Annotated in this window: 1 protein-coding gene; it reads left to right on the top strand. The window is 73.8% G+C overall.

Features of this window, described 5'->3' with window-relative positions:
* Positions 1-2,623 (top strand): condensation domain-containing protein (locus B7L92_RS28490; protein WP_143626389.1); only part of this gene is annotated, 2,623 nt, incomplete at both ends.

Here is a 2,623-nt window from a genome sequence, read left to right as displayed (position 1 = left end):
TCGGACCTGCCGACACTGACCACCCTCGTCGTCGCCGGCGAGGCCGCCCCCGCCCAGGTCGTCGAAGACTGGGCGCCCGGCCGCCGCATGATCAACGCCTACGGCCCCACCGAGACCACCGTCTGCGCCACCATGAGCACCCCGCTCACCGGCACCCAGCCGGACACCGTGCCCATCGGCACCCCCATCACCAACACCCGCGTCTACGTCCTGGACGAGGGGCTGCGACCGGTCGCCCCCGGCGTCACCGGCGAGCTCTACGTGGCCGGCACCGGCCTCGCCCGCGGCTACCTGAACCGCCCCGACCTCACCGCCGAACGCTTCGTCGCCAACCCCCACGGCACCCCCGGCGAACGCATGTACCGCACCGGCGACCTCGTCCGCTGGACCGAAGACGGCCGACTCACCTACCTCGGCCGCACCGACGACCAGGTCAAGCTCCGCGGCTTCCGCATCGAACTCGGAGAAGTCGAAACCGCCCTCCGGCACCTCCACGGCATCCGCCAGGCCGCCGTCGTCGTCCGCGAGGACCGCCCCGGCGACCGCCGCCTGGTCGCCTACACCGTCCACGACACCGACCGCACCGCCGACCCGGCCACCCTCCGCGACGCGCTGCGCACCACCCTGCCCGAGCACATGGTCCCGGCCGCGATCGTCCCCCTCGACGCCCTCCCGCTCACCGTCCACGGCAAGCTCGACCGCACCGCGCTCCCCGCACCCGACACCGCCGCCACCGCCACCGGCCGTGCCCCCCGGACCGTCCAGGAAGCGCTGCTGTGCGGCCTGTTCGCCGAGGTGCTCGGTGTGGAGGACGTGGGCATCGACGACGGGTTCTTCGACCTCGGAGGCCACTCCCTGCTGGCCACCCGTCTCGCGGCCCGCGTCCGGGACGAGCTCGGTGTGGAGCTCCCGGTGCGCAGCGTCTTCGAGCACCCGACCGTGGCCGAGCTCGTCCGGCAGCTCGGCTCGGCGTCCGGGGTACGTCCCCCGGTGCGCGCGGTCGAACGCCCTGCGGAGGTTCCGCTCTCCTTCGCCCAGCGCAGGCTGTGGTTCCTCGGTCATTTCGACGGGCCCAGCGCCGCGTACAACATCCCGCTGGCGCTGAGTCTGACCGGCGACCTGGACCGGGCGGCTCTCGCCGCCGCGCTGCGGGATGTGGTCGACCGGCACGAGAGCCTGCGGACCGTCTTCCCCGACACCGACGGGCGCCCGCGCCAGTGGGTGCTGGAGACCTCCGCCGTCAGCCTCGAACTGCCGGTCACCGAGGTGACCGAAGCCGAACTGCCCGACGCGCTGAGCGCCGCGGCGAGCCACGCCTTCGACCTGACGACCGACGTGCCGCTGAAGGCGGACCTCTTCGCCCTCGCCCCCGACCGGCACGTGCTCCACCTGCTGGTGCACCACATCGCCGCCGACGGCGCCTCGCTGGCGCCGCTGGCCAGGGACCTGTCCACCGCCTACGCGGCGCGCCGTCTGGCGCAGGCCCCCGACTGGGAACCCCTGCGGGTGCAGTACGCGGACTACACGCTGTGGCAGCGGGAGGTGCTGGGCAGCGAGGACGACCCGGACAGCAAGGTCTCGGCCCAGCTCGAGCACTGGCGTACCGTTCTCGCGGACCTCCCCGAGGAGCTGACGCTGCCGGCCGACCGGCCGCGGCCCCAGCGTTCCTCCCACCGCGGCGGCCTGGTCCCGCTGGAGCTCGACGCCGAGCTGCACGCCCGGATCACGACGCTGGCCCGCCGCACCGGCACCAGCGTGTTCATGGTCCTCCAGGCGGCCACCGCCGCCCTGCTCACCAAGATGGGCGCCGGCAACGACATCCCGATCGGCACGCCGGTCGCCGGACGGACCGACAGCGCCCTCGACGACCTCGTGGGCTTCTTCGTCAACACGCTGGTGCTGCGCACCGACACCTCCGGCAACCCCAGCTTCCGGGAGCTGCTGGCGCGGGTCCGGGACACCGACCTCGCCGCCTACGCCCACCAGGACGTTCCGTTCGAGCGGCTCGTGGAGGTCATGAACCCGGAGCGCTCCGCGGCACGGCACCCGCTGTTCCAGGTCAACCTGACGTTCCACAACCAGGCCCCCGCCGAGGACGGCCTGGAACTGCCCGGGTTGACCTTCGGCGGTCACCCGGTCGAGCACACCGTCGCCAAGTACGACCTGGCACTGAGCCTGACCGAGCAGCGGACCCCCGGGGGTTCGCCCGCGGGGATCACGGGTGCGCTGGAGTTCGCCGTCGACCTCTTCGACCCGTCCACGGCCGGCCGTCTCGCCGAGCGCTTCGTCCGGCTGCTGTCCGCGTGGGCCGAGGAGCCCGACCGGGTGCTCAGCGACGTGCACGTCCTGGACGCGGCCGAGTGGGAAGCCGCTCTCGCCGGTGCGGGTGCGGTGGTGGGTGAGGCCGGTACGGACGGGCCGTCGCTGGCCGAGCTGTTCCAGGCACGGGCGGCCGCCACCCCGGACGCGATCGCCGTGACCTGCGGCGAGCACTCCCTCTCCTACCGCGAACTGAACGCCTCGGCGAACCGGCTGGCCCGCCGCCTGCTCGCCACCGGCGCCGGCCCGGGCCGGTTCGTCGGCCTCGCCCTGCCCCGGACCGCGGACCTGGTCACCGCCCTGC

It is taken from the genome of Streptomyces viridosporus, assembly GCF_002078235.1.
GTDB lineage: Bacteria > Actinomycetota > Actinomycetes > Streptomycetales > Streptomycetaceae > Streptomyces > Streptomyces viridosporus.
The sequence above is the reverse complement of the archived record's forward strand: the minus strand, read 5'-3'. Positions and strand labels throughout refer to the sequence as shown.